We start from the raw sequence: 25558 nt of genomic DNA on the forward strand, positions 1-25558 counted from the left end.
TTTCCGCAAGCCAGGGCAGACAAGGCAAGTTTCCATGAACATACACGAATACCAGGCCAAGGCCGTGCTGAAATCTTTCGGCGCTCCAGTGGCAGAAGGCGTACCCGTTCTTTCTCTCGATGATGTGCAAAAGGCGGTCGATACGCTGCCGGGGCCGCTCTGGGTCGTGAAGTCCCAAATTCATGCCGGTGGACGCGGCAAGGGCAAGTTCCTTGAAGCCGCAGCTGGCGAGAAGGGCGGCGTTCGCCTCGCTTTCTCCAAGGATGAAGTTCTTGAGCACGCCAAGGCGATGCTCGGCCATCACCTCGTCACCGCGCAAACCAGCGACGCTGGCAAGCAGGTCAACCGCCTCTACATCGAAGACGGCGCCGACATTGACCGCGAACTCTATCTCTCCCTGCTGGTCGACCGCGCCACGGGCCGTCCGGCCTTCGTCGCCTCCACCGAAGGCGGCATGGACATCGAGGAAGTCGCGCACGAGACGCCCGAGAAAATCCTCACCCTGCCAATCGACCCGACCACGGGCGTGACCGATGCCGATGCGGCGCAGCTCTGCGACGCGCTTAAGCTCGACGGCGCGGCCCGCGAAGACGGCATGAAACTGTTCCCGATCCTCTACAAGGCCTTCATCGAGAAGGACATGGCGATGCTCGAGATCAACCCGCTGATCGTCATGGAAAATGGCCGGCTGCGCGTTCTCGACGCCAAGGTCAGCTTCGACGGCAACGCCCTGTTCCGCCACCCCGACATTGTCGAGCTGCGGGACACGACCGAGGAAGACGAAAAAGAGATCGAGGCCTCCGAGTGGGACCTCGCCTATATCGCCCTCGACGGCACCATTGGTTGCATGGTCAACGGCGCAGGCCTGGCCATGGCGACGATGGACATCATCAAGCTGTACGGCGAAGAGCCAGCCAACTTCTGTGACGTTGGCGGCGGTGCCAATGCCGAGAAAGTTGCGGCGGCCTTCAAGATCATCATGAAGGACCCGAACGTGAAGGGCATCCTCGTGAACATCTTCGGCGGCATCATGAAATGTGATGTCATCGCCGAAGGCGTGATCGCCGCGGTGAAGGAAACCAACCTCGCTGTGCCGCTGGTTGTTCGCCTCGAAGGTACGAACGTCGAAATGGGCAAGGAAATCATCAAGAATTCCGGCCTGAACGTCATCCCCGCCGATGACCTCGACGACGCCGCCCAGAAAATTGTTGCCGCTGTGAAAGAGGCCTAAGCAAACATGTCCATTCTCATCGACAAATCCACCAAGATCATCGTCCAGGGCCTGACCGGGAACACCGGTTCGTTCCACACCAATCAGGCGCTGGAATATTACGGCACCCAGATGGTTGCCGGCACGCACCCGAAAAAGGCTGGCCAGAAATGGGCCGCCGACAACGGCATCGAGCTGCCGATCTTCGCCAATGCCGGTGAAGCCGCCAAGGCAACCGGCGCCAATGCGTCCGTGATCTACGTGCCGCCAGCCGGCGCAGCTGCTGCCATCGAAGAAGCCATCGATGCGGAAATCCCGCTGATCGTTTGCATCACCGAGGGCGTTCCTGTGCTCGACATGGTGCGTGTGAAGGCGAAACTGGAAAAATCCAGCTCGCGCCTGATCGGTCCGAACTGCCCCGGCCTGCTGACGCCGGAACAGTGCAAGATCGGCATCATGCCCGGCAAGATCTTCCAGAAGGGCACCGTTGGCGTCGTGTCGCGCTCCGGTACGCTGACTTATGAAGCCGTCTACCAGACCTCGCAGGCCGGCCTCGGCCAGACGTCCGCCGTTGGTATTGGCGGTGACCCGGTCAAGGGCACCGAGTTCATCGACGTGCTGGACATGTTCCTGTCCGACGATGAAACCCAATCGATCATCATGATCGGCGAAATTGGCGGCAGCGCCGAAGAGGAAGCTGCGCAATTCCTGATCGACGAAGCCAAAAAGGGCCGGAAAAAACCGATGGTCGGCTTTATTGCGGGCCGGACTGCGCCGAAGGGGCGTACGATGGGCCATGCCGGTGCTATCGTTTCAGGCGGCCAGGGCGATGCCGAGAGCAAGATCGCGGCGATGGAAGAGGCGGGTATTCGCGTCTCCCCGTCACCCGCGCGTCTCGGTACGACCATGGTCGACGTATTGAAGGGCTAGCGCCCGGATATACATCTAAGCCAGGACGGCCCGTCCGGGTCAGTCTGGCGAGGCCAGCATCTGTCCCCGCACAGGCCGTCCTAGAGAACTTCAGTCCCGGTAGGAACCGGGCAAGTATTTTGTTCCTTAATGTCACGGAACAGGTCCCAAAGGACGGATTGAAAAATGGCAGATGATGGCAGCCCGGTAGACGGCTCGCGCGGCGCAGGTAACAGTGCCATGCTGGAAACAGCGTTCCTGTATGGCGGCTCAGCCCAATGGCTGGAGCAGATGCAGGCCGCATATGCAAAGAATCCCGCGTCAGTTCCCGAGAGCTGGCGCGAATTCTTTGCCGAACTGGGCGATGATTCGGCTGACGCCGCGCGCAATGCCGGGGGCGCCAGCTGGAAACGGGGCGACTGGCCCCGTCCGGTCAGCGACGAACAGGTCGCCGCCTTCGATGGCAACTGGGCGCTGGTCGAGCCGAAGCTCGAAAAGAAGCTCAAATCTGCCAAGCCGGGCGCCTCTGCCGAGGAAATCGCCCAGAACGTCAAGGATTCGATCCGCGCGATCATGATGATCCGCGCCTATCGCATGCGTGGCCATTTGGCTGCGCAGCTCGACCCGCTGACGCTCGATTCGCCGGAAAGCCAGCCGGAACTCGATCCGGCCAGCTATGGCTTCGAGCCGGAAGACATGGGTCGCAAGATCTTCATCGACGGCTATCTCGGGCTCGACCATGCGACTGTCAGCGAGATGCTGGGTATCCTCCAGCGGACCTATTGCTCGACGCTCGGCATCGAGTTCATGCACATTTCCGATCCGGAAGAGAAAGCCTGGCTGCAGGAGCGGATCGAAGGCCCGGACAAGGGTGTTGCGTTCACCGAACAGGGCAAGAAGGCGATCCTCGCCAAGCTGATCGAAGCGGAGACGTTCGAACGCTTCCTGCACAAGCGCTATCCGGGTACGAAGCGGTTCGGCCTCGACGGCGGGGAGGCCGCTGTGCCGGCGCTGGAACAGATCATCAAGCGCGGCGGCGCGCTCGGCGTGCGCGAGATTGTTGTCGGCATGCCGCACCGTGGCCGCCTCAACATGCTGGCTGCCGTGATGGGCAAGCCCTACGAGCAGATCTTCCACGAATTCCAGGGCGGTAACACGCAAGGCGCCGGCGAGTTCGGCTCGGGCGATGTGAAATACCATCTCGGGGCGTCGTCTGACCGCGAGTTCGACGGCAATGAAGTCCATTTGTCCATGAACGCCAACCCGTCCCACCTCGAAGCGGTGGACCCGGTTGTTCTGGGCAAGTCGCGCTCGAAGCAGGAAATGCTGCATCGGGAGAGCGGGACGCTGGACCGCTCGACGGTCCTGCCGCTGCTGCTGCATGGCGATGCTGCCTTTGCGGGGCAGGGCGTCGTGTCCGAATGTTTCGCGCTGTCGGGCCTGTCGGGCTATCGCACGGGCGGAACGATCCACTTCATCGTGAACAACCAGATCGGCTTCACGACGAGCCCGATCTATTCCCGGTCTTCTCCGTACCCGTCGGATGTCGCCCTGATGGTCCAGGCGCCGATCTTCCACGTCAATGGCGACGACCCGGAAGCGGTGACCTATGCGGCCAAGATCGCGACCGAGTACCGCCAGAAATTCGGCAAGGACGTCGTCATCGACATGTTCTGCTATCGCCGCTTCGGGCACAATGAGGGCGACGAGCCCATGTTCACCCAGCCGGTGATGTACACCAAGATCAAGGGCCATGCCTCGACCCGCGAGATTTATGCGGAGCGCCTCGTCAAGGAAGGCATCCTGACGGCCGAGCAGGTCGAACAGCAAGTGGTCGATTTCGAAGCCTATCTCGACCGCGAGTTCGAAGCCGGCAAGACATTCGAAGCCAAGAAGGCCGACTGGCTGGATGGCGAGTGGAAAGGCCTCGGCCTGCCAGATGATGACGAGCGCCGTGGCAAGACCGGTGTTGCCAAGAAACGCCTTCAGGGCATTGGCCAGACCATCACCACGGTGCCGGAAGGCGTCGACATCCACCGCACGCTTGCACGCGTCATCGACGCACGCTCGACCGCCATCTCGAAAGGGAAGGGGCTCGATTGGGCGACGGCGGAGCATCTGGCGTTTGCGACCTTGCTGGACGAGGGCTTCCCGGTGCGTCTGTCCGGTCAGGATAGCGGCCGCGGGACATTCTCCCAGCGCCACAGCCATATCATCGACCAGACCAATGGCGACCGCTACACGCCGCTGAACAATATCAGCGACAAGCAGGCCCACTACGAAGTGATCGACTCGCTTCTGTCGGAAGAAGCCGTGGTCGGATACGAGTACGGATATTCGCTGGCAGACCCGAACACGCTGACCATGTGGGAAGCCCAGTTCGGGGACTTCTCCAATGGCGCCCAGGTCTTCTTTGACCAGTTCATCTCGTCGGCGGAGCGCAAATGGCTGCGCATGTCGGGCCTCGTGCTCCTCCTGCCGCATGGCTATGAGGGTCAGGGGCCGGAGCATTCCTCGGCCCGCCTCGAGCGCTTCCTGCAAATGTGCGCGGAAGACAATTGGCAAGTCTGCAATCTGACGACGCCGGCGAACTATTTCCACGCCCTGCGCCGCCAGATCCATCGTGACTTCCGCAAGCCGCTGATCATCATGACGCCGAAATCCCTGCTGCGTCACAAGCTGGCCACGTCCAGCCTGGATGACATGAGCACGAAATCCTCGTTCCACCGTATCCTGTGGGATGATGCCGAGACGCCAGGCCGCGAAGGCAAGGTGAAACTGGTGAAGGACAACAAGGTGCGCCGCGTCGTCCTGTGTTCGGGCAAGGTCTATTACGACCTGTTCGAAGCCCGCGAGGAAAGCGGTGTGGACGATGTCTACCTGCTGCGGGTCGAACAGTTCTATCCGGTGCCGCGCAAATCGCTGATCCATGAGTTGAAGCGCTTCCCGCAGGCCGAGATTGTCTGGTGCCAGGAAGAGCCGCGCAACATGGGCGGCTGGACCTTCATCCGGGACGAGCTGGAATGGTGTGCCAACCAAGCTGGCTTGGAACGCACGCGCCCATCCTATGCAGGGCGTCCGCCATCGGCCGCCACGGCCACAGGTTTGTTGTCCAAGCACAAGGCCGAGCAGGATTCCCTGATCTCGACGGCCCTTGGCAAAGACCCTGTAGCTGACAACATCGTCGCCACCTGATTCTGATTATTACAAACGGACTGATTTCATGACCGATATCACAGTGCCTACACTCGGCGAGAGCATCACCGAAGCCACGGTTGGCCAATGGCTGAAAGCCAAGGGCGATTCCGTGAAGAAAGACGACGTGCTTGTCGAACTCGAAACAGACAAGGTGTCTGTCGAGGTTTCCGCCACCGAAGACGGCGTCCTGTCCGACATTGTCGCCAATGAAGGCGATACGGTCGAGATCGGCGCGCTGCTCGGCAAATTGTCTGGCGGCAATGGCGCTGCGGCGAAGCCTGAAACGGCTGCGGCGGCGCTGCCGGCACATGGCGGTCCGAAGGATCCGGGCGGCGTTCCCGGCAAGGCCGACAAGGGCGAACTGGTGGATGTCGAAGTGCCGACGATGGGCGAGAGCGTCGCGGAAGGCACGCTGTCCAGCTTCCTCAAGGCGCCGGGCGACCCGGTGAAAAAGGACGAGACGATCGCCGAGATCGAAACCGACAAGGTGGCCCTCGAAGTGCCATCCCCAGCAGACGGCGTTCTTGCCGAATTGCTCGTCGGCGAAGGTGACTCGGTCACGCCGGGCTCCGTGATTGCCCGTATCAGCGCTGGCGGCTCGGCCCCAGCCGCTGCCTCGGCTGCATCCAAGCCGGCCGCGACCACATCAGCGCCCGCCGCGACGGGGGACCGTCCGGTCGCGCCGTCCGTGCGCCGAATCTCCACCGAAGCCGGCGTCGATCCGGCTGACATTCCAGGGTCTGGCCGGGATGGCCGCGCGACGAAGGCTGACGCGATGAATTATGTGAACAGCGCCCCGAAAGCGGCGTCTGCCCCGGCAGAAGCGAAGGCCCCGCGCGACATTGGCCCACGCGAAGAGCGTGTCCGCATGACGCGCCTGCGCCAGACCATCGCCCGCCGCCTGAAAGAGGCCCAGGACAATGCGGCCATGCTGACGACATTCAATGATGTCGACATGGGCGCGATCATGGACCTCCGCAAAAAGCATCAGGAAGCCTTCGTGGCCAAGCACGGCATCAAGCTGGGCTTCATGAGCTTCTTCGTGAAAGCGTGCGTCAACGCGCTGAAGGAAGTGCCTGCGGTGAATGCCGAGATCGACGGCACCGACATCATCTACAAGAACTATTATGACATCGGCGTGGCGGTCGGCACCGACAAGGGCCTCGTCGTGCCGGTCGTGCGCGACTCCGATGACCTGTCACTGGCCGGTATCGAGAAATCCATTGCCGACCTCGGCAAGCGCGCCCGCGATGGCTCGCTGACCATTGGCGACATGCAGGGCGGTACGTTCACCATCTCGAATGGCGGCATCTATGGCTCGCTGATGTCGACCCCAATCCTGAACCCCCCGCAGTCCGGCGTGCTCGGCATGCACCGGATCGAACAGCGCCCGGTGGCCATCAATGGCGAAGTCAAAATCCGCCCGATGATGTATCTGGCCCTGTCCTATGACCACCGGATCGTTGACGGCAAGGAAGCCGTGACCTTCCTCGTCCGCGTCAAGGAAGCTCTGGAAGACCCGGAGCGTATGCTCCTCGAAGTCTAGGCCTTCGCGGTCACCCATCCCCGGATCAGTCCTGCCTGCATGCATTGTGCAGGCGGGACGAACCCGGCGGATTTCATCATCGCTTCAACCTCCGCCGGGCCGTGGCAGGCGAAGAGGGTTCCGAACATCTCCTTGTAGCGTTCGCGCCCCTCGGCGTTCATGCCCGCGCGAGACATGAGGCGTAGCCAGAGATCCCTCACGGCCGGAAAGTCTGGCGCATCGGTGTCGTAACAGAGATCGGCATTGAAGACCGGCGCGCCCGGCTTCAACCGATCCGCGATGGAACGGAAATAGGCCGTCCGCGCCTCTGCGCCTGTCAGGAAATGCGAGACCAGCATGCTGGTTGCGGCGTCGAAATCCTTGTCCGGGATGGCGGAGACATAGGCGGCGCGGAACGTGCAGCGCGCTTCGAACCCTTCGGTCTGGGCGTGCTGACGAGCGACGGCCAGCATGGCCTCGGAGGGATCAACAAGCGTGAACTGCCAGTTCGGATAGATCGCTGCCAGATGGCGCACTTCCGCCCCCGTGCCGGCGCCGGCGACAAGAATGCGGGCGGCGTCCGGCAACTCGCCCAGATGCGCTTGCAGGACCAGATGCATCACATCCTTGATGGGGTGCAGCTTCTCGAACTGCGCATCATAATTGGCCGCATGGTCCGGCCCGAAGGCTTCGGACACATCAAATTTGTTGGACATGATCGCTGATCCTCTGAATGTTATTTTATAACGTTAGCGGAGGAGTCCTGACGCTGCAATGGAAAAGGGGGGGCATTTTTCCGGTGCGCATGAAAAGAGGGCAGGTGCTCTTTCTGAGCACCCGCCCTTTCGCGTCGTCCCCTTGTCGCGGGTTGCCGGGGGCATGTCCCCACCCACCGCGATGTGTTGCATGTATTACGCGATACAACACATGTCGGGGTGATAGAGGGGGCCGATTGAACCCTTCCCCAATGCCTTGTTATTTCAGGTTCATTTGCTCCTAGCTAGCAAAAGGAGTACGCTTTGGTGCACGCGACAGGCGAATTTGACCTCACTTTCGCCTGTGTGTGAGCGCACACAAACGGAGGCGATGGGTTGTGTTTGGCTGGCATTTTCCGAGCGAATTTTGTTAGCGCGCGCAACCAGGGGCTCCCCAAGGCGTATCTGATTGAGCCGTAATGGGCGCAACACAAATTAAGGGGACTAACTCACATGGAAGAATTCTGGCGAAATACGGTCGACCAGGCGCAGGCCTATGGCCCGCAACTGATCAAGGCCGCCCTGGTCATGATTGCCTTCATCATCGGCGCCTTCATCGTGCGCTGGCTGATCGCTGCGGCGATTGACCGGACGGGCCTGGCCAAGAAGGCCAATGCTTCGACCGCCACCAGCGATAGCACGTCGCTTGGTACGAGCCTTGCGCAAGCCGCCTTCTGGGTCACCATCCTGATCGGCCTGATGCAGGCGCTGGCCATTGCCGGCGCAACGCAGATCTCAAGCGCGCTTCACGGCGTGATCGATCCGATCCTGGCCTATCTGCCCAATGTTATCGGGGCGGCGCTGATCTTCGGTATCTTCATCATCATCGCAAATGTGGTGCGTGAGACGCTGAAAGCCGTGCTGGTATTTGGCGACGGCATGCCGGAGCGCTTCGGGCTTGCGACAGGCCGGGTCAACGTTTCCGGCATCGTGGCGTCTGTCGCCTTTGCGGTTCTGGTCATCATTGGCGCCATCATGGCGTTTGATGTGCTGGCCATCGAGGCGATCTCCGCCCCTGCCAATGAGCTGCTGACCGACATCATCGGCATTATTCCGAATGTGCTGGCCGCTGGCGTGATCCTCGCAATCTTCGTGCTGATTGGCCGGTTCGTGGCAAATCTGATCCTGAAGACCCTGCCGGGAACGGGCGTGGATTCGGCGGTTGCCGAACTCGGCCTGCTGAAAGGCGCCGACATGGGCCTGACCGCCAGCAAGGTGATTGCCCGCGTTTCCATGTTCCTGATCGTCCTGCTCGGCCTTGTTGCCGCGCTGAACGTGCTGGGCATCGACTCGCTGACCTATGCGATGAATGTCGTGCTCGACATGGGCGTGCAGATCATCTTTGGCGCGCTGATCATCTTTGCCGGTGTCTTTGTGGCCCGGCTGGTGAGCTCGGCCATGGATTCCACCGGGGCAGGGGCAACCGATGTCACCGCCCGCGTGATGAAATGGATCATCATCATTCTGTCGGTCATCCTCGGCATCTCCCGCATGGGTCTGGACCCGACGGGCGGCGTCTTCATCCTGGAAGTGGCCAAGTGGATGGTTATCGGCGGCGCAGCTGCCTTCGCCATCGCCTTTGGCTGGGGTGGCCGCGACTGGGCGGCGCGGATTCTCGAATCCTGGCGCAGCACGCGCTAATCAGAGCCATACGAATTGAGAGGGGCCGCCTTGCAAGGGCGGCCCTTTTTCATGCGCGCAGCCTCCGGGGGCGCTTCGTCGCAGCTGCTTTGTTGCGAGGCAAAGCCGGGTCATATATGCGCAAGCATCTCGGCAACAGGGCATTTTCCGCATGACCACCTACACTTCCGACCAGCGCCGCCACTCATCCGAGACGGCTGAAACCATGGCCGATGTGCGCTATGAGATCGACCGGATCGACCGGCTGCTCGTCGAAATCCTGGCCGAGCGCCAATCCTTCATGGACGCGGCGGCCCGCATCAAACCCGACCGGTCGAAAGTGCACGATGCCACGCGGATCGAGGATGTGGTGACGAAAGTGAAGGCGGCGTGCGAGGGCGCGGGCCTGTCACCGGCCATCGCGGAACCTGTCTGGCGGACCCTGATCGACCGCTGCATTGCCTATGAATTCGGAAGCTATGACGCCCGGCGCGGCGGCGGTGACGTGAATTCGTAAAGCACCAGGGCGACCTCTTCGAGCGTGTCGCCCAATGCATCCTTGATATCACTGATCAGAACGGCCGCTGCGGTGACGCTGGGCGGTGTGTCCGACCGGCCGGCCTTTTCCGCTTTTTCGCATTTTGATGCCAGCAGAATCGCCCCAATTCCAAGGCTTGCGCCCTTGAGCGTATGCGCGGCGTCGGCCCATTGGCTCGCTTCAGCGTGCGGATCCAGCATGCGAGACCAGATTTCGGCCTGATGGCGAAAGATTTCGATCACTTCCACGGCGAGATCGGTGTCATCGCCCGTCATGGCCTTGAGGTGTTCGCGATCGAGCAGGGCGAAAGTCTGGGTCATGTCAGAACGCTCCGATAGGCGACAAGCGTGCCACGAGGCTGCTGCGCAATCGTTAACAATTCTGTAGAGGTGGCAAATTCTTGCTTCAGATGAATTTATCGATTGTCGAAAAGCCTAACTTGAATTATTATTCATGTGTGCCCGGATTCAGGGGGCACGTTCTATCTTGGCTCTGGGGATTCACGATGTTGGGTTTCATCGTTCTGGTTCGTAATCTGGTTTTGGCAGCTACTTTGGCGTGGCTGGGGCTTGAATTCGCGCCGGAGCAGGATGATACGCCCGAGGCTTCCCGCCAGGATACAGTGGTGACGGCGCTCTTCGGCCGCTGAGGTCGCTAACGGCCGATACCTAGAAATGCACACATTCTGGTCTCGCGCCGGGCGAAATGTCGCGGTATACTCCCGTTATGAACGAAATGCCCGCCGCTCGCCCGTCTGGCCGCGACCTGCTGGTCAGGCAAGAGGCGTCTGAAAACTTCGAGCTTGCCCGTAGTGGGGGAAGCTGGATGGTTGTGACCGGGTTTGTCGTGGCGTTTTCCTGGATATTGGGCGCCGCCGCGATGGCGATCGGCATCTGGGGCGTGGATGGGCTGAAGGAATTGCAGCCCCTGGTCCTGGTCGGCGGGGCCATGGCGCTGGTCGTACCAGCCCTGTTGATGATCATGGCCGGCTATATGGGCCGCACGAACCGCCGCTCCGCCGCCTCGAACGCCCTCGTCATGGAAGCCGCTGTTCGCCTGATGGCCCCGGCGCGCGAAGCCGGCACTGAGGGCATCACCTTTGCCGAGCAGATGAAACAGGCCGCCGCCGAAGTGGATCGCGCGATGGCACATGCCCTGTCGGCGATGAAAGCTATGGCCGGCGAGATTGGTGATGAGCGCCTGCGGCTGGAATCAGTCGCTTATGCCAGCGCGGACAATGCCCGTGACCTGACCGAACGGCTTGGCCAGGAGCGTCATGCGCTTGAAGGGCTGGCCCGCGACCTGCGCACCCACATGCAATCGCTGAACGAAGCCATCCCGCGTCAGGCGCAGATGATGGTGAAAGCGGCGCGCGATGCGAGCGAGGAAGTCTCCCGCGCTGACGAAGCGCTGGAGAATCGTCTGCAGTCGATGCAGCTGGCGGGCCGGACCCTGTCTGAGAAACTGGTGGAGCTGGACGCGCTGGCGCGCGATGCCGCCACGCGCACCGAAACACTGACCTTTGCCGTCACACGGGTCGAGGAAAAGCTCGACCAGTCCCGCCGGACCGTAGACGCCGCGGTCAGGGCAGGGGAGATAGCTGCCGCTGCCGCGATGACAACTGGCGACGCGCTGACCGAGGCCGTCTCTTCCGCGCTGGACGGGGCGCGCCGCGCCAATCACGAGATCAACACATCGACCCGCGAAGCGGCCGAGAATGCCGCGCGTGCGCTCGCCCGTCTCCGCGAAGCCGGCGACGAGGCCGCTGCCGCGATCCGGTCCGCTGAATATGCGGCGAAGGCCGACACGGTGCGGTTGGAGCACAAGGTACGTCAGGCAAGCTCGCTGGCCGAGGCCGACGACGCCCCGGCCCAGCCGGTTGCGCCAGAGCCTTCCCCTCAGCCTCAGCCAACCATCATCCCGGCTGCAGCGGAGCCCGTGCCGGATCGCGCGGAAGTCGTGCATGCCGAGTCTGAGATGGACGAGGATGAACCGTTCGAGCCGACCCCGGTGCGCAATGGCAACGGGCATAGCAATGGTTACCATCTGAGCGATCGCAACGGTCACACGCCGGAATCGCCTGCCGCGCCCAAGCCGAAGGCCCAGCCGCGCGCCAGCATGGAAGATGAATTGTTCGATGCGGCCGCCGACGCACTGGCCACCGCCGCGCTGACCCACGAACCGGATGCACCGGCAGAGGATGACACCTGGGATTTGAGCCGTGCGCTGGAACAGAAGGTGCCGGAGCCTGAACCGCAGCAATTGCGCCGCCGTCACGATGATACGCCGGTTGAAGACCCTCTGCCGGACGACACGCCGCGCCGTCGCGCGACGGATTTTGCCCCCGGCACATCCGATATCCTTGAGCCGGATCCGCTGCCGGAAACGCCGGATGAGCCGATGCCGCTCGTGCCTGTCCGGCCGTCTTCCCCGCCTTCCTCGGGCGCGGAGATGGGCTGGCGCGACATCATTTCGGACATGAGCCGCGAAGACAAACCCTTGCGCGACCGCGAGGATGTGGCCGAGGAATTGATCGAGCGGTTGCAGACGTCCGGCATTGTCCTGCCGGAAGCGATCCGCCCGAAAGCGAAGCGCAAGATTGCCGAAGCGGCCCGTCGCGGCGACAAGGAGCGCAAATCAGCGATCCTGTCCCAGGCCGGACGCCAAGTGGACCGGGTCACGCAGCGCCTGCGCAATGACCGGGATTTGATGGACCTTGCGCGGGACTTCCTCGACATGGAATCCGAGGATGCGCTGCACGCGCTGGAGCAGACCCAGAAGACCGGCCGCAATGCCAGCGCCCGGCTCGCAGCCTATCTCCTGCTCGACGCGGCGCTCTGATCAGCCGCCCAGCAGGACGATCCCGACCACGCCCGAGGCGACCAGCAGGATGCCCGCAAGCTCGCGGGGGGTGATGCGTTCCCTGAAGATCAGGTGAGAGGCGACCAGCGTGAACAGGATTTCGACCTGTCCGACCGCCTTCACGCTCGCGGCGTCCTTCAGGGTGAATGCCATGACCCATGCCATGGATCCGAGAAAGCCGATGACGCCGACCCAGCCCGCATGATGCCAGGCGCGGAAGAGTTTGCCGACCTGTCCCCGTTCGCGCACGCCCAGCCAAGCCAGCAGCATCGCCGACTGGATCAGCGTGACAAAGGCGAGCGTGGTGGTCGTGCTCAGCAACAGGCTCGCCTCCCCGAGCGACAGGGATGCCCCCCGAAGCGATACGGATGACACCGCGAAACATGCGCCGGACAACAGGCCGATCCAGAGTGATCCGTCCGGCGTCCATCTGCCCCCGGCGCTCTTGGGCAGGGATATCAGGATGATGCCGAAGATGCTGGTGAGGATGGCCAACAGGGCCGGCAGGGTGAGGGCATCGCCCAGGAGCACAATACCGACCAAGGCCGCCTGAATGGGTTCGGTCTTCGTAAAGGCGGTCGCCGCCGCGAAATTGGCCCGCGAGAACAGATGGATCAGCAGGCCCGTGGCCGCGACCTGGCTTGTCCCGCCTATAAGGGCGTAGGCAAAGAAAGCGCCCGGCGGCGCAGGCAGGGGCTCGCCCCGCCCGAAGGTCAGGGCCGCCAGCAGGCCGATGGCCAAGGGCGCCGCATAGACGAAACGCGAGGCAGTCGCGCCCCATGTGCTGAGCGTCGTTTTCAGCTGTTTCTGAAGCGCAGAGCGGACATTCTGGCAGAACGCAGCCGCCAGCGTCATGGGAATCCAGAGATCCATGCAGCAATACTCTTTGAGAGGAGATGGGGCTTGTCTAGGCGGCCTGTGACCGCTTCGCCTTGCGCGCTTCCAGCTTGTTCACGGCGTGGAGATACGCCTTGGCGCTCGCCACCAGCGTGTCCGGATCGGATGACCGGCCGGTCGACATGATGCCCTCGCAATTGAGACGGACGGATACGGTCGCCTGCGCATCGGTGCCGCCGGTTACCGCATGGACCTGATACAGTTCCAGCTTGCCTTCATGCGGCACGATCTCGCGAATGGCATTGAAGACGGCATCGACCGGGCCATTGCCGCGCGCGATGGCGTATTTGTCTTCACCATCCACGACGAGGTCAATTTCTGCGGTCTGGGGCGCATCTGTTCCGGCAACGACCCGCAACCGCTTGAACGCGATCCGCTCGCCTTCTGCGGCCAGCTGGTCATCGACGAGGGCGATGATGTCGTCATCGAAGACATGCTTCTTGCGGTCGGCGAGGGCCTTGAAGCGCTTGAACGCATCATTCAGCGGATCGCCTTCCATCGTGTAGCCGAGCGCTTCCAGCTTGTCGCGGAAGGCGTGACGGCCGGAATGCTTGCCCATGACCAGTGATGTCTTGGCGACGCCGACATCTTCGGGCCGCATGATTTCATATGTCTCGGCATTCTTCAGCATGCCATCCTGGTGGATGCCGCTTTCATGCGCGAAGGCGTTCTTGCCGACGATGGCCTTGTTGTATTGGACCGGGAAACCGGTGATGCGGCTGACCATGGCCGATGCACGGGAGAGGTAGGCCGGCTTGATATTGGTTTCGAAGGGCAGCGTGTCGCTGCGCACCTTCATCGCCATGACGATCTCTTCCAGTGCGGCATTGCCGGCGCGTTCGCCAAGACCGTTGATGGCGCATTCCACCTGACGTGCTCCATTGGCGACGGCGTTGATGGAGTTCGCGACCGCGAGGCCAAGGTCATTGTGGCAGTGCGCCGACCAGATGACCTTGTCGGAGTTCGGGATGGTCTCGATCACACGGCGGAACAGGGCACCATACTCGTCGGGATGCGAATAGCCGACGGTGTCGGGCAGATTGATCGTGGTTGCGCCGCTGGCAATGGCCAGGTCGATACATTTGCACAGGAAGTCGAAATCGGTGCGGGTCGCGTCTTCGGCGCTCCATTCGACATCGTCGGTATGGTTGCGGGCCTGGGCGACCGAGCGGCCGACCGCTTCGAGCACGGCGTTTGGGCCCATTTTCAGCTTGTGCTTCATGTGGACCGGGCTGGTCGAGATGAAGGTGTGGATGCGCGGGCGGGCCGCTTTCTTCACCGCTTCAGCGCAGCGGTCGATATCGTTTGGCGTCGAGCGGGCGAGGCCGCAGATGATTGCGGATTTCGACTGCTCGGCGATGGCGCTGACGGCGGCGAAATCGCCTTCGGACGCGGCCGGGAAACCCGCTTCGATGACATCAACGCCCATTGTCTCCATGAGCTCGGCGAGTTCGAGCTTTTCATTATGGGTCATGGAGGCGCCGGGCGATTGTTCGCCGTCGCGCAAGGTCGTGTCGAATATACGGATATGAGGATTGGATGAGGTGGACATTTTGGAGCTACCGGGTCTGGGGATGGGAAAAAAGGCTGAAGATGACCCCTGACCGCGCGTCTGCCCTGGCTGACCCTAGGCAGACATCACCGGCCAGGGGCCGGTAAGCAGTAGTTGAAGAGGCAATTTATTCCACATGGGGTGTTACATCGGCCTAAGGTGCGGTGCTGTCAACCTTGTTTTGAGGGATCAGGGCAACAGATTGCCCGGCTTTCCGCATTCTGGCCCGCGCATAGGCGGCCAGGGCCACATAGACGCCGATGGCGGCGGCTGCGGCCGCAATCGCGACCCCTGGATTACCCTTGAAGGCCGCAAACAGGCTTTGTCCAGCAAACGCGATCAGGGCGATCTTGGGAATGATGCCGACGCCCATGCCCGCCCAATAGTGCAGGAATTTCGCATGGCTGACCCCGAACGCCATGTTGACGAGCAGGGCAGGGCCGGCGGGCACGTTCCGGACAATCGCGCTGGTCATCATGGCATTCCTGCCCACAAAGCCCGACAATTTGTTGGCCGTCTCGCCGGCATAGCGCCGGAAAGTCTTTTCCCCGGCCAGACGCCCGGCATAGAAGGTGGCGGCGCCGGCCACCATGTTGGCAATCCAGCCCAGGATTGCGCCAAGCCACGGGCCGAACATGGCTATCGCGATGGCCAACAGCGCGAATTGCGGAATGCCCACAAAGGCGCCGACCACAAATAGCAGGATCAGGGCCGGCAAGGCCCAGGGACTGGAGGCGATGTCCTGCATGAAGGCCTGCAAGGCGGTGACGTCCATCAGATTGGTCGTCTTTCCGATAATGAACAGGAAGACGATCACGGCTAGCGCCACGCCGCCAATGATGGCGCCGGTGCGCGCATTGGCATCCAGGATTCTTTTGGGGGCGGGACGAGTATCCATGAAGGGCGCTTTCAAGGTCAGGGCGATTTACGCCAATCCGCCACGTGCGGCAAAGTTAATTTCAGCAGCAGTTGATCGATCCGTACCGCCCAGATACGTAGTCTGCCGATCGATTGTAACCCTCAAGGATCCCCCGAATGACAGACCTTTCCCCTCGCCATGACTGGACCCGGGACCAAATCGCCACGCTCTACGCCTTGCCGCTCGACACGCTGATGGCGCAGGCACTCACGGTGAAGCAGGCAAACTGGCCGGATGGGAAAGTTCAGAAGTCGCAATTGCTGTCGATCAAGACGGGTGGCTGCGCCGAGGATTGCGGCTATTGCAGCCAGTCTGCACATTTCGACACCGGCCTCGATGCCTCGAAACTGATGCCGCTGGACGAGGTGGTCACCGCGGCCCGGCGGGCCAAGGAGAATGGGGCGGACCGGTTCTGCATGGGCGCGGCCTGGCGCAGCCTGAAGGATCGCGACGTGCCGAAAGTCGCCGCGATGATCGAGGCCGTGAAGGCTGAAGGTCTGGAAACCTGCGTGACGCTGGGCATGCTGGACGATGGACAGGCGGAGGCTCTGAAATCGGCCGGGCTCGATTATTACAATCACAACCTCGACACCTCACCGGAATATTACGGCAAAGTCGTTTCGACCCGCACCTATGATGACCGGCTGGAAACCCTCGGCCGGGCGCGGACCGCAGGGCTGAAGCTCTGCTGTGGCGGCATCCTGGGCATGGGCGAGAGCCGGGACGACCGGATCGGCCTGATCCATGAACTGGCCAAGCTGACGCCTCACCCGGAAAGTGTGCCGGTCAATATGCTGGTGCCGATTGAAGGCACGCCTCTGGGACACAGCCCGGCCATCTCCGTGATTGAGATGGCGCGCGCCATTGCCGTCTGCCGCATCGTGTTTCCGCAAAGCTGGGTGCGCCTGTCGGCCGGGCGCGAAGGCATGACGGAAGAGGGGCAGGCGCTTTGCCTTCTGGCTGGTGCGAACTCGATCTTTGTCGGCGATCGCCTGCTGACCACCAACAATCCGGAAATTGACGAGGATGATGCGCTGATGGGGCAAATGGGCCTGGAAGCCGCCAGTCGGGAAGAGATGGAAGCCCCGGCGCGGCGAACGACGCTGATCGGCAGCTGATTCCTAGCGGGTCTGGCCGCCATCCACGGGGAGTATGGCACCGGTCACGAAGCTGGCCTTGTCGCTGAGCAGGTAGGCCGCGGCCGCACCGATTTCCTCGGGCTTGCCATAGCGTTGCATCGGCACTTCCCGCTTGATCCAGCGAGCCCATGCCTCTGCGCGGGGGCCGTCCATGCGTTCCTGCCAGTCGCCGCCCGGAAAGATGATATTGCCGGGCGCAATGGCATTGACCCGGATACCGGAGGCGCCGGCGATATTGGCGAGTTCCTTGGTGAGATGGTTCATCGCTGCTTTCGACGTGCCGTAAGTGAGCGGCGTGCCCAGCGCGCCGAGGCCGGCAATGGACGAGATCATCAGGATTGCGCCTTCACCGCGCGGGTCCATGCGGCGCAGGGCCGAGCGCGCGAGGAAGAACGCGGAATCGAGATTCTGCGAGATGCCGGCATCCCAGGTAGCGTCATCCACTTCATAGCCGGGCGGGCAGGGGTGGAGGCCGACATTGGCGACCGCGCCCCAGAGCTCGCCAAGTTCGTTCTCGATCGTGTCGATCATGGTGTCGACGGTCCGGGAGTCGCGCAGATCCCCCGCTCGGGCCCAGACATTGTCCTCTCCGAACTGTGCCGCGAGTCGGGCGCGTTGCGCTTCCAAATTCTCCTCGCCACGCGCTGCCAGCGCGACCTTTGCGCCTTCGGCAAGGCAGGTTTCGGCGATGCTGAGGCCGATGCCCCGGCTGGCGCCGGCAACGAAGATGGTTTTTCCCTTGAGTCCCAGATCCATGTGCGTGTCTCCCGTTCGCTTAGGCAGGCAGCCTAGAGGCGGCACCGGCAAAGGAAATCCCCGCCCTCAGGGAAGGTAGGGAATAATGAGGGGCTTACTCGTCCCGAAGAGGCTTGCGGGTCATCACATAGAGCGCGCCAATCGCAATCAGGCCGAGCCCGCCCGCCAGTACCCAAGGGGTCCTGTAGGCAAAGGCAATGACGATCATCGCGGCCAGGCCCATGCCGCACAGAGCAGCGATCTTGGCCTGCCGGGCCATGGCGCCGGTTTCAAGAAAGGTCTTGATGGCGGGCCCCACGCCAGGTTGGCGATAGATCCAGTCGGCCCAGCTGGGATTGGATTTGGCAAATGCGAGGGCGGCGACGATCCAGAATATCGTGGTCGGCCAGATCGGAACGGCCAGACCGATCGCGCCCAGCACGAAGGCCACACTCCCGACTGCGCGCCATATCCACATGGCAAATCCATTCCCCGCCCAATGGCCGCTGGCAACCCCCAAAGCGGTGCAGGTCGCCCGAATGCGGCTGTAATTTGTAGAAATTTCTTTGATTTGACCCATTCGCGCCCTGTTCGCGCCGCCACGAAGATGTGTAAGAGTTGCAGGAAAGCTCAAAGGAGAGGGTTCATGTCGCACTTCGTATCGGGCAGGCGGGGAATTGGTCGGACTTTGGTCGTTGCCATGATGATCGCCGCGCTCGCGGCGTGCGGAGGCGACAAGGAAAGCCGACAATCCGACGCCGCCAGCGATGAAGGCACGATTGTCACCCGGTCCCCGGCGGACAATGTCGCCGCCCGGCAGCGCGAGCGCCGGCGTCAGGCTGCGCAGAACGAGGCCGAACAGGATTTTTCCTATTTCCGCTACCGGATCGATACCGCGACAGAGCAGCCGCTCGCCTGTTTCGTCTTTTCCGCTCCGCTTGATCCGGAAGCGGATTATTCGCCCTATCTCGAATTCCGCCCGGCCTTCCGCCCGGCGCTTAGCGTTGAAGGGCGGGAATTGTGTGTTGGCGGCCTGACCTTCGGGTCGGAGCGGTCGGCAACGCTGCTGTCCGGTCTTCCGGCTGCCGATGGCCGCACGCTGAAAAACGAGGAAGTGGTGCCGATCGATTTTGCCGACCGGCCGCCTTATGTCGGCTTCAAGGGCGCAGGCGTGATCCTGCCGCGAGAGGACGCTGACGGCCTGCCGATCGAAACGGTGAATGTCGATGAGGTCGAAGTGACCGTCTCGCGCATCAATGATCGCGCGCTGGCGTTCAAGTCGATCTCCGAAGGCCAGACCAATGCCCAAGGGCGGTATGCTTATACGTGGGGTGAGGACAATCCCGAGGATGTGCAGGAAATCCTGTTCACGGGTCGCATGGATGTGGCCAAGGAGCAGAACGCCCCGGTCGTTTCCGTCTTCCCGTTGCAGGATGTTGTCGGCCCGCTGGAGCCCGGCGCATACTATGTGACCGTCCAGGACGCTGCTGACCTCAGCAGCGCCGAACAGCCGCCGGCCTCGTCCAGCCGCTGGATCATGATGACCGATCTGGCGATCACCGCCTATGAGGGTGGCAACGGCCTCGATGTCACGCTGCGCTCGCTGCAGGATGGCCGCCCCGTGCCGGACACGACCGTGCAACTGGTCGCCCGTAACAATGACATCCTTGCCGAAGGCCGCACCAATGAAGTCGGCCGGGTGGCGTTTGACGCGCCGATCACCAATGGTCAGGGCAACATGGAGCCCAAGCTGATCCTGGCCTACAGTGCCAAGGGCGAACTGGCCGCACTGGACCTGACACGTGCGCCGGTGGATCTGTCGGAATATGCCGTGGGCGGGCGCCGGACCGCAGGTGATATTGACGCCTTCATGTATACCGAGCGGGGCATCTACCGCCCCGGCGAGACGGTGCAGCTGACCGCGCTGCTGCGCGACCATACCGGCAAGGCCATCGAGGACCGGGCCGGCAATCTCGTGATCTATCGTCCGAACGGCCTGGTTGCCGAGCGTATCCGGTTCGATGATCCGGAAGCGTCTGCTGTGGTCGAGGGATACGACCTTGCCAAGGGCGCATCCCGAGGCCAGTGGCGGGCAACTGTAGAGGTCGATGGCGTGTCGGGCGCCTCCGGGTCGGTGAGCTTCTCTGTCGAGGATTTCGTGCCGCAGCGGATTGCCGTTGATCTGGACACGGACAAGGAAACGCCCGTCCTGTTGGGCGAGACGCGCTCAGTGGAGGTTGCGTCACGGTTCCTCTATGGCGCGCCGGGCGCTGGCCTGACGGTCAAGTCCGAAGCGCGGATCGAAGCGGCGCCGAACCCGTTCCCCGACTTCAAGGGGTTCACCTTCGGCAAGCATGATGAGAGCTTCCGCGAGCGCATCCTGGAAATGGATGATACGACGACGGACGGGGCAGGGGTGGCGACGGTCAAGCTCGCCCCCGGCAATGCCGGCAGCAATGCCGGGCGCCCGCTGCGCATCAATGCCGTGATCAGCGTGCTGGAGCCTGGCGGCCGCGCCGTCACCGAGAGCGTGCGGATTCCGTATCGCCCGGAACGGCTCTATGTCGGCCTGAAGCCCGGCTTTGAATATTCGGTCGAGGAAGGCCAGGACGCGGCCTATGAAGTCGTCGCGATGAATGAGAAGGGCCAGGCGATCGCCCAGCGGCTCACCTGGAAACTCCTCGCCATCGACTATCATTACGACTGGTACCGCGATGGCGACCAATGGCGCTGGCGCCGGTCGCGCACGGTGACCAAGGTCAATGAAGGCATCGTGACGACGCCGGAAGGCGGCAGCACCGAAATCCGGGTCTCCGGTCTCGACTGGGGCAGCCATGAACTGGTCGTGGAAGGCACGGACGCGAATGCGTCGGTCGTCTCCAGTGATGATTTCTATGTTGGCTGGGGCGGCGGTGTCTCGGAAGATGGCGCCGAGGCCCCGGACCGGGTCCGCATCATCGGGCCGGAGAAGGCCCCATCTGCTGGCCAGAGCGCCGACATCACGATTGTTCCGCCCTATCAAGGCCAGGCACAGGTCGTTGTGGCGACGGACCGCATCCTGTCGGTCCAGAATTTCTCGGTCAGTGCGCAGGGGACGAATGTGACCCTGCCGGTGACGGATGAATGGGGCGAAGGCGCCTATGTCATGGTGTCGGTCTATACCGAACGTGACCCGATCCTGCGGGCGAAACCCCGCCGCGCGGTCGGCGTGACCCATATCCCGGTGGACATGGGCGCGCGTACCTTCGGCCTGACGCTGAACGCGCCGGATATTGCCCGCCCGGTGGGCGAGCAGGTGATCGAGGTCGAGTTCGAGAATGGCCCGCGCGAGCCGGTCTTCCTGACGCTCGCCGCCGTGGATGAAGGCATTCTCAGCCTCACCAAGTTCAAGAGCCCGGACCCGGTCAGCTATTATTACGGCAAGAAGGCGCTCGGCGTTGAAATGTACGATGATTACGGGCGCCTGCTCGACCCGAACATGGGCATGCCGGCCGAAGTCCGCTCTGGGGGTGACCAGCTGGGCGGCGAAGGCGTGTCCGTGGTGCCGGTGAAATCGGTCGCCCTGTTCTCCGGCCTCGTGGATGTCGGCCGGTCCGGCAAGGCGAAGATTCGTCTTGAGCTGCCGGAATTCAATGGCGAGCTGCGCCTGATGGCGGTGGCCTGGTCGCGGTCCGGACTTGGCTCAGCCGAGTCCAGCATGATCGTGCGCGAGAAGGCGCCGTCTGACCTCATCATGCCGCGCTTCCTTGCGCCTGGCGATGAGGCCCAGCTTACGGCCAGCATCGACAATGTCGAATTGGGACCTGGCGAGTTCACGGCCGAAATCTCGGCCGATGGCCCGGTGGATGTCGCAGATGGCAAGCTGACGCGGTCGCTCGCGACAGGGGCCCGTGCAGACGTGCCCGTTCGCATCGACGCCGAATCCGAAGGGATCGCAACAGTCAGTCTGGCCGTCAGTGGACCGGGCAATTTCGAGACGGACCGGACCTACCAGATCCAGACCCGCTCGCCTTACCTGCCCGTGACCAAGATCAGCCGGCAGTTGATGGAGCCGGGCGATACCTACTCGGTCAGCGCAGATCTGCTGGACGGGCTCGTGCCGGGCTCTGCCACGATCAGTGTCGGCTATTCGACCCTGCCAATGGACCCGGCGACGCTTTACGCCTCGCTCGACCGCTATCCGTATGGGTGTACCGAACAGACGACCAGCCGGGCCTTGCCCTTGCTTTATTCCGAGCAGCTGATCGCCATGGGCGCGCCGGAACGCCGCGACGATCCGAAGACGCGTATCCAGACGGCGGTAAACACGCTGCTGAACCGTCAGGGCTCTGATGGCGCCTTCGGCCTGTGGCGGGAAGGGGACGGCTATGCCTCCCCATGGCTCGGGGCCTATGTCACGGACTTTGTCTATCGGGCGAAGCAAGCCGGCTATGCCGTGCCGGATGAGTCGCTGGAGCGGGCCTATGGGGCCTTGCGGGCGATCTCGACCGGCGATGCCTGGCGCGTCTATGGGTATGACACGGATGTCTATGAGAGCCGCTATTCCAACGACACGGCAGAGAAATTGATGCAGCGCTCGTCGGCTTATGCGCTCTATGTGCTGGCCAAGGCGGGCAAGGCAGATATTTCCCGCCTGCGTTACCTGCATGACCGCGAGTTGCAATCGATCGAGAGCCCGCTGGCGCGTGCCCATATTGGGGCCGGCCTTGCCATGCTGGGGGACCGGGCCCGGGCGGCCTCCGCCTTCAAGGCGGCCGAAGAGGCGCTCGGCTACAACAATACCGGCGACTATTACCAGACGCCGCTGCGCGACGAGACCGCCATCCTGGCGCTCGCCTCCGAAGCGGACATGCTGGACGTGGTCGAACGTCTCGCCGCCAAATTGGGCGAGGATGCGCCGGACCCCAGCGGCCTGACCACCCAGGAGAAAGCGTTCGCACTGCTCGCTGTGGACTCCCTGAACAAGGGCGCAGACGGCTTCCGGCTGAAGGTCGAAGGGCTTGGCCGGGGCAACAATAATGACCGGCAATACACCGTGACCGAAGTGCAGGCAGAAGAGGGCGTGACCTTTACGCTTGAAGGCCAGGCACCGATGTTCCGTACTGTGATGGTCAGTGGGTCGCCAGAGAAGGCGCCGCCTGCTGCGACCTCCAAGATGGGCGTCGACAAGGCGTTCTTCACGCTGACCGGAGGGCGGGTGAACCTCTCCCGTATCAGCCAGGGCGACCAGCTGGTCGTGCGCCTGACCGTCTCGCCGCATGAGCGGCGCCTCAACCCCGTCATCGTGGCAGACTTGCTGCCAGCCGGGTTCGAGATCGAATCCGTGCTGCGCCCCGCTGATGGAAAGCGGGAATATGGCGGCTCCGGTGGGTTCGCCTATCTGGGCCAGATTGCCAATGTGCAGACAGCCGAGGCTCAGGATGACCGTTTCGTCGCCGCCGTGGATGTCTACGCGCAGCCCGTCACGCTCGCTTATGTCGTGCGGGCCGTGACGCCGGGCGATTTCGCGATGCCGGGCGTGGTGGCCGAAGATATGTATCGTCCCGAAGTGTTCGCCCGATCCAAGCCCGGCCGGGTGACGATCAGCGCGGCGCCCGGAACGATGGGAGGCGGTCAGTAGGTCATGCTGACGCCTCGGCGTATCGTTATCGGGATAACCGCCCTGTTCGTGGCGGTTGTCCTTGCGGACTGGATATTGCCGCCGCCGATTGACCGCGCGGGAGACATCTCTGCGCTGGTCACGGACCGGGAGAGCAGGCCCCTGCGGGCTTTCCCGACGGAGGATGGACGGTGGCGGTTCCGGGGGGACCTCGACAAGATCGACCCGGAATTCATCGAGGCGCTGGTCCGGGTCGAGGACAAGCGCTTCTATACGCATCGCGGAACCGACTGGACGGGCCTTGGCCGGGCCGTGATCGACTCCGTGAAGGCCGGGCGGATCGTCTCCGGGGGATCGACGCTCACGATGCAAACGGCGCGCATGCTGGAGCCGCGGGACCGCAATGTCGGGTCAAAGCTGATCGAGATTGCTCGCGCCTGGCAGATCGAGCGGCGCCTGTCGAAGGACGAGATCCTCGAACTCTACCTGACGCTGACGCCCTATGGCGGAAACCTCGAAGGCGTGCGCGCGGCCAGCTGGAGCTATTTCGGGCATGAGGCCGACCGCTTGTCGGATGACGAGATCGCGCTGCTGATCGCGCTGCCGCAATCGCCGGAAGTGCGCCGCCCGGACCGGCGGCCCGAACAGGCCCGGAAGGCGCGTGACTGGGTGGCCACCAAGCTCGGCTGGTATGGCGTGTTCAGCGAGGCGGATGTGGAGGAGGTAGCGACCTCTACGGTCCCGACGCGGCGGCGTGACTTTCCGATGCGCGCCTGGCATGGCACGGAGAAGGCGCTGGCGAGTGGTCCGCGCGAAGATGTGCGCTCCACGCTGGATGCAGGCCTTCAGGCCGAACTCGAAGCCATCGCCCTACGTAAGGCAGAGGCCGAAGGGCCGGACGTGCAGGTGTCGGCCATCGTGGTGCAGATTCCCACGCGCGGCGTACGGGCGCTGGTCGGGTCTGCCTCGCGCGACCGGGCGGGGGGCTGGCTGGACCTGACCGCGCAGGCGCGTTCGCCGGGCTCCACCCTGAAACCTTTCATCTACGCCATGGCCTTCGATGACGGGCAGGCCGCGCCGGACACGCGCATTTCCGATTTGCCGAAACGGTTTGCCTCCTACCAGCCGGAAAATTTCGACCGGATGTTTCGCGGCGATGTGCGTGTGTCGGATGCCTTGCAGCATTCGCTCAACGTGCCCGCCGTCCTGATGCTGGACCGGGTCGGGCCGGAACGGTTCGCGGCGCAGCTGGCATTGGCGGGCGCCCGGCCCCGGATCGGCGGCGGGGCAAACCATGATGCGGGGCTCGCTCTGGCGCTGGGCGGCGCGGGCATGACCGCGCGGGAGCTGGCTGTGCTCTATGCAGCGCTCGGCGATGGCGGCGTGGCCAAGCCGCTCGTCTGGCGCGCCGAGGACGAAGCTGCGAGTTACGAGCGCATGGGCCGCCGGCTGGTCAGCGCCGAAAGCGCGTCCGATATCATCCGTATCCTGCAAAATGCCCCGATGCCGGAAGGGCGTATGCCGGGACGCTTGACCGCAGATGCGCCACAGGTCGCGTTCAAGACAGGCACCTCCTATGGCTTCCGTGACAGCTGGGCGGCGGCGGTGTCTGGCGAGCACGCCATCATCGTCTGGGTCGGCCGGGCCGATGGCGCGCCGCGTCCCGGCAAGACCGGACGGGTAACTGCGCTGCCCCTGCTGTTCGAGATTGCCGACCGCACAGCTCATCATTTGCGCGATGAAGGCGAGGCCCGCACGCGCCTGACCACACAGCGCAAAATCGAAACACGCGGCGCCCTGCATGACTTTTCACCCGCCGCGCCGCCGGAAATCATGTTCCCGCCCGCCAATGCAGAGCTTTGGGCCGGCAGCGTTGATGGCGCGTCCGCGCGGCCCTTCGTGCTCGCTGGACGCGGGGAGGGGCGCCTCGCCTGGTACATCGACGGACGTCCGAGTGAGGCCGATGATGCGGGCGCACCCATCTGGTTGCCGACCCTGCCGGGCTTCTACACGATCACCGCCGTGGACGAGAGCGGCCGGGCGAGCCAGGTCAGGGTCCGTGTGCTGACGGGGCCGTCCTAACGGGTCGGGCCTGCCCCA

18 protein-coding genes are annotated in these 25558 nt (G+C 63.1%); 11 read left to right on the forward strand and 7 right to left on the reverse strand.

Annotated features, from left to right (window positions below):
• The first annotated feature begins 34 nt into the window (after positions 1 to 34).
• From sucC to odhB, 4 genes are all read left to right on the forward strand, one after another.
• Complete coding sequence (gene sucC, locus V7660_RS02565; RefSeq protein ID WP_335601559.1) at positions 35 to 1231, forward strand: ADP-forming succinate--CoA ligase subunit beta; 1197 nt, start codon at positions 35 to 37, stop codon at positions 1229 to 1231.
• A 6-nt stretch (positions 1232 to 1237) separates the two neighbouring features.
• Positions 1238 to 2140 carry a succinate--CoA ligase subunit alpha gene (gene sucD / locus V7660_RS02570; RefSeq protein WP_335601560.1) on the forward strand — a complete coding sequence of 301 codons (903 nt, stop codon included), beginning with the start codon at positions 1238 to 1240 and terminating at the stop codon, positions 2138 to 2140.
• A 165-nt stretch (positions 2141 to 2305) separates the two neighbouring features.
• Complete coding sequence (locus V7660_RS02575; protein WP_335601561.1) at positions 2306 to 5314, forward strand: 2-oxoglutarate dehydrogenase E1 component; 3009 nt, start codon at positions 2306 to 2308, stop codon at positions 5312 to 5314.
• Positions 5315 to 5342: 28 nt separating this feature from the next.
• The gene (odhB, locus tag V7660_RS02580; RefSeq protein WP_335601562.1) at positions 5343 to 6863 is read left to right on the forward strand and encodes a 2-oxoglutarate dehydrogenase complex dihydrolipoyllysine-residue succinyltransferase; all 1521 of its coding nucleotides are present in this window, start codon (positions 5343 to 5345) and stop codon (positions 6861 to 6863) included.
• On the opposite strand, the gene V7660_RS02585 is transcribed toward odhB, so the two are convergent.
• Positions 6860 to 7558 carry a class I SAM-dependent methyltransferase gene (locus V7660_RS02585; protein WP_335601563.1) on the reverse strand — a complete coding sequence of 233 codons (699 nt, stop codon included), beginning with the start codon at positions 7556 to 7558 and terminating at the stop codon, positions 6860 to 6862. The genes odhB and V7660_RS02585 overlap by 4 nt on opposite strands.
• 492 nt (positions 7559 to 8050) lie before the next feature.
• On the opposite strand from V7660_RS02585, the gene V7660_RS02590 reads away from it, so the two are divergent.
• Together V7660_RS02590 and V7660_RS02595 are read left to right on the forward strand one after the other, a co-directional pair.
• A complete protein-coding gene (locus tag V7660_RS02590; protein ID WP_335601564.1) occupies positions 8051 to 9238 on the forward strand; it encodes a mechanosensitive ion channel in 1188 nt (395 codons plus the stop codon).
• 151 nt (positions 9239 to 9389) lie between these two features.
• Positions 9390 to 9734 carry a chorismate mutase gene (locus tag V7660_RS02595; protein ID WP_335601565.1) on the forward strand — a complete coding sequence of 115 codons (345 nt, stop codon included), beginning with the start codon at positions 9390 to 9392 and terminating at the stop codon, positions 9732 to 9734.
• Here V7660_RS02595 and V7660_RS02600 read toward each other — a convergent pair.
• Positions 9695 to 10075, reverse strand: coding sequence for an Hpt domain-containing protein (locus tag V7660_RS02600; RefSeq protein ID WP_335601566.1), 381 nt, complete (start codon positions 10073 to 10075; stop codon positions 9695 to 9697). The two genes, V7660_RS02595 and V7660_RS02600, sit on opposite strands and share 40 nt — an antisense overlap.
• Positions 10076 to 10260: 185 nt before the next feature.
• Between V7660_RS02600 and V7660_RS02605 the strand changes: the two genes are divergently transcribed.
• A complete protein-coding gene (locus V7660_RS02605) occupies positions 10261 to 10404 on the forward strand; it encodes a hypothetical protein (protein WP_335601567.1) in 144 nt (47 codons plus the stop codon).
• 77 nt (positions 10405 to 10481) lie between these two features.
• On the forward strand, positions 10482 to 12596 hold the full coding sequence (locus V7660_RS02610) for a hypothetical protein (protein ID WP_335601568.1): 2115 nt from the start codon (positions 10482 to 10484) through the stop codon (positions 12594 to 12596).
• Here V7660_RS02610 and V7660_RS02615 read toward each other — a convergent pair whose 3' ends face one another.
• The 3 genes from V7660_RS02615 to V7660_RS02625 all read right to left on the reverse strand — a co-directional run bounded on the left by V7660_RS02615 (position 12597) and on the right by V7660_RS02625 (position 15964).
• Positions 12597 to 13490 carry a DMT family transporter gene (locus V7660_RS02615; protein ID WP_335601569.1) on the reverse strand — a complete coding sequence of 298 codons (894 nt, stop codon included), beginning with the start codon at positions 13488 to 13490 and terminating at the stop codon, positions 12597 to 12599. It lies immediately after the preceding gene.
• A gap of 34 nt (positions 13491 to 13524) precedes the next feature.
• On the reverse strand, positions 13525 to 15066 hold the full coding sequence (locus V7660_RS02620; RefSeq protein ID WP_335601570.1) for a 2-isopropylmalate synthase: 1542 nt from the start codon (positions 15064 to 15066) through the stop codon (positions 13525 to 13527).
• Positions 15067 to 15220: 154 nt separating this feature from the next.
• Entirely contained in the window at positions 15221 to 15964 is a 744-nt protein-coding gene (locus V7660_RS02625) for a TVP38/TMEM64 family protein (RefSeq protein ID WP_335601571.1), read from the reverse strand.
• Between the two features lie 137 nt (positions 15965 to 16101).
• Here V7660_RS02625 and bioB point away from each other — a divergent pair, with 137 nt between their 5' ends.
• On the forward strand, positions 16102 to 17103 hold the full coding sequence (gene bioB / locus V7660_RS02630) for a biotin synthase BioB (RefSeq protein WP_335601572.1): 1002 nt from the start codon (positions 16102 to 16104) through the stop codon (positions 17101 to 17103).
• 3 nt (positions 17104 to 17106) lie between these two features.
• On the opposite strand, the gene V7660_RS02635 is transcribed toward bioB, so the two are convergent.
• Both V7660_RS02635 and V7660_RS02640 read right to left on the reverse strand, forming a co-directional pair.
• Entirely contained in the window at positions 17107 to 17880 is a 774-nt protein-coding gene (locus V7660_RS02635) for an SDR family NAD(P)-dependent oxidoreductase (protein ID WP_335601573.1), read from the reverse strand.
• A 94-nt stretch (positions 17881 to 17974) separates the two neighbouring features.
• Entirely contained in the window at positions 17975 to 18439 is a 465-nt protein-coding gene (locus V7660_RS02640; RefSeq protein WP_335601574.1) for a YbaN family protein, read from the reverse strand.
• Positions 18440 to 18505: 66 nt separating this feature from the next.
• On the opposite strand from V7660_RS02640, the gene V7660_RS02645 reads away from it, so the two are divergent.
• Together V7660_RS02645 and pbpC are read left to right on the forward strand one after the other, a co-directional pair.
• Positions 18506 to 23479 (forward strand): alpha-2-macroglobulin family protein, encoded by a 4974-nt coding sequence (locus tag V7660_RS02645; RefSeq protein WP_335601575.1) that lies wholly within the window; start codon positions 18506 to 18508, stop codon positions 23477 to 23479.
• 3 nt (positions 23480 to 23482) lie between these two features.
• Positions 23483 to 25540, forward strand: a complete 2058-nt coding sequence (pbpC, locus tag V7660_RS02650; protein ID WP_335601576.1) for a penicillin-binding protein 1C — start codon at positions 23483 to 23485, stop codon at positions 25538 to 25540.
• The last annotated feature ends 18 nt before the right edge of the window (positions 25541 to 25558 follow it).

This window comes from Hyphomonas sp. (assembly GCF_036964145.1).
Lineage (GTDB): Bacteria > Pseudomonadota > Alphaproteobacteria > Caulobacterales > Hyphomonadaceae > Hyphomonas.

Bases quoted from the DNA above. Each gene is read 5' to 3' on its own strand.
- V7660_RS02610 (WP_335601568.1), top strand. From the start codon at position 10,482: ATGAACGAAATGCCCGCCGCTCGCCCGTCTGGCCGCGACCTGCTGGTC.
- V7660_RS02600 (WP_335601566.1), bottom strand. From the start codon at position 10,075: ATGACCCAGACTTTCGCCCTGCTCGATCGCGAACACCTCAAGGCCATG.
- V7660_RS02590 (WP_335601564.1), top strand. From the start codon at position 8,051: ATGGAAGAATTCTGGCGAAATACGGTCGACCAGGCGCAGGCCTATGGC.
- V7660_RS02585 (WP_335601563.1), bottom strand. From the start codon at position 7,558: ATGTCCAACAAATTTGATGTGTCCGAAGCCTTCGGGCCGGACCATGCG.
- V7660_RS02625 (WP_335601571.1), bottom strand. From the start codon at position 15,964: ATGGATACTCGTCCCGCCCCCAAAAGAATCCTGGATGCCAATGCGCGC.
- pbpC (WP_335601576.1), top strand. From the start codon at position 23,483: ATGCTGACGCCTCGGCGTATCGTTATCGGGATAACCGCCCTGTTCGTG.
- odhB (WP_335601562.1), top strand. From the start codon at position 5,343: ATGACCGATATCACAGTGCCTACACTCGGCGAGAGCATCACCGAAGCC.
- V7660_RS02645 (WP_335601575.1), top strand. From the start codon at position 18,506: ATGTCGCACTTCGTATCGGGCAGGCGGGGAATTGGTCGGACTTTGGTC.
- V7660_RS02615 (WP_335601569.1), bottom strand. From the start codon at position 13,490: ATGGATCTCTGGATTCCCATGACGCTGGCGGCTGCGTTCTGCCAGAAT.
- V7660_RS02635 (WP_335601573.1), bottom strand. From the start codon at position 17,880: ATGGATCTGGGACTCAAGGGAAAAACCATCTTCGTTGCCGGCGCCAGC.
- sucD (WP_335601560.1), top strand. From the start codon at position 1,238: ATGTCCATTCTCATCGACAAATCCACCAAGATCATCGTCCAGGGCCTG.
- V7660_RS02595 (WP_335601565.1), top strand. From the start codon at position 9,390: ATGACCACCTACACTTCCGACCAGCGCCGCCACTCATCCGAGACGGCT.
- V7660_RS02620 (WP_335601570.1), bottom strand. From the start codon at position 15,066: ATGTCCACCTCATCCAATCCTCATATCCGTATATTCGACACGACCTTG.
- V7660_RS02605 (WP_335601567.1), top strand. From the start codon at position 10,261: ATGTTGGGTTTCATCGTTCTGGTTCGTAATCTGGTTTTGGCAGCTACT.
- V7660_RS02575 (WP_335601561.1), top strand. From the start codon at position 2,306: ATGGCAGATGATGGCAGCCCGGTAGACGGCTCGCGCGGCGCAGGTAAC.
- sucC (WP_335601559.1), top strand. From the start codon at position 35: ATGAACATACACGAATACCAGGCCAAGGCCGTGCTGAAATCTTTCGGC.
- bioB (WP_335601572.1), top strand. From the start codon at position 16,102: ATGACAGACCTTTCCCCTCGCCATGACTGGACCCGGGACCAAATCGCC.
- V7660_RS02640 (WP_335601574.1), bottom strand. From the start codon at position 18,439: ATGGGTCAAATCAAAGAAATTTCTACAAATTACAGCCGCATTCGGGCG.